The sequence below is a fragment of the Phaeobacter sp. CAU 1743 genome, assembly GCF_039839315.1.
Taxonomy (GTDB): Bacteria; Pseudomonadota; Alphaproteobacteria; order Rhodobacterales; family Rhodobacteraceae; genus Phycobacter; species Phycobacter gallaeciensis_A.
Genome location: NZ_JBDOQR010000184.1, coordinates 1 through 1,436, shown reverse-complemented (window position 1 = coordinate 1,436; position 1,436 = coordinate 1). Strand labels below are relative to the sequence as shown.

Here is a 1,436-nt window from a genome sequence, read left to right as displayed (position 1 = left end):
ATGACACTGGAAACCGTCGCCGCGATTTGCGACACTGCTCCCATGGACCCGGCGGAAATCGCCGCCCTGTAATTGCGGCCGAGCTAAGGCCGAAGAACAAAGTTACACCAGTTCCCGGGACACAATCACGGCACTTCTGGATCAGGGCAAAACCACAGACTTTGACCAGCTCAAAGACGACCTCGAAAATACCGCCAAGAACGCCAGTTGGTACGACATTCTGGAAGGCCGCTCTGTGAAGCTGCAAAACCGTCTCAGCCCCGTCTTGCGGGCGCTGAGTTTTATGCCCACCGAACGGGCCTCAGCACTTCTGGCCGCAATCGATCACTTCAAGGCTGAAGGCGATTTGTCCGCCACGCATGCGCCAATGGGCTTTCTTGAGGATGAACAAAAAGCAGTTCTTATCCGGACGGACGGCTCGTTTAGGGTCTCGCTCTACAAGGTGTTCCTATTCCAGCACGTCACAACCGCCATCAAATCCGGCGATCTGAATGTTGTGCAGTCGTACAAATACCGGCCCATGGATGCCTATCTGATCGAGAAGGAACGTTGGAACCGGGACAAAGCTCAGCTCTTGGAGCGTGCGGGTCTGGAAGAATTTGCTGATCCTGAGCCCGTACTGGCCAAACTGAATTCCGCGCTGACCGCCCAGTATCAGGTGACTGATGACCACGCGGCGACCAATCCGCACCTGAAGCTCCGCAAAGGTTGGACGTTTCACATCGCCACTCCTGCGGCCATTGCCAACGAGGCCGACCCGCTCGGCGACCTGTTCCCTCAGCGACACGATGTGCCGCTCGCGCAGGTTTTGGAAACCGTGGGCAATCATAGTGGCATGCTGACAGCCTTTGAGCATTGGCAGCAAACCCATGTTCGGCAAACAACACCCCACCCGGTCTTGCTCGCTGGAATCATGGGGTTGGGCTGCGCAATAGGAGTGCGCAAGATGGCGCGGATCTCTTCAAGCATCACGGAAAGCGAGCTGGATCACACCGTCAACTGGCGCTTCTCGCTCGATAACATCCGCACCGCCAACACCGCCGTGGTCAAAGCCATGGATGCGATGGAGCTGCCCAACCTCTATCGCCAAAGACAAGGTCAACTTCATACCGCCAGCGATGGCCAAAAATTTGAGGTGCGCGGCGACAGCCTCTACGCCAGCCGGTCGTTCAAGTATTTTGGGCAAGGCCAGGGTGTCAGCGCCTATACCTTTGTTGATGAGCGCAACTTCCTCTGGCATTCGCTGATGATAAGCGCAGCTGATCGCGAAAGTGCCTATGTCATCGACGGATTGATGCACAACGATGTCGTTATACCCGGAGTCACTGAAGACCCGAGATCTGAAGGGTTGACGTGCAAGAAGGTCGCGATTCAAGTAACGGCATGATCCGTCCCGGTTTTCTTACCTCTTCAGAGCGGCGTGAGCTTGTCGCTTG

At 56.1% G+C, this 1,436-nt stretch carries 1 protein-coding gene; it reads left to right on the top strand.

Annotated elements, in window-relative coordinates:
• Nucleotides 1-235: 235 nt before the first annotated feature.
• On the top strand, nucleotides 236-1,387 hold the full coding sequence (locus tag AAFO90_RS24830) for a Tn3 family transposase (RefSeq protein ID WP_347511183.1): 1,152 nt from the start codon (nucleotides 236-238) through the stop codon (nucleotides 1,385-1,387).
• The last annotated feature ends 49 nt before the right edge of the window (nucleotides 1,388-1,436 follow it).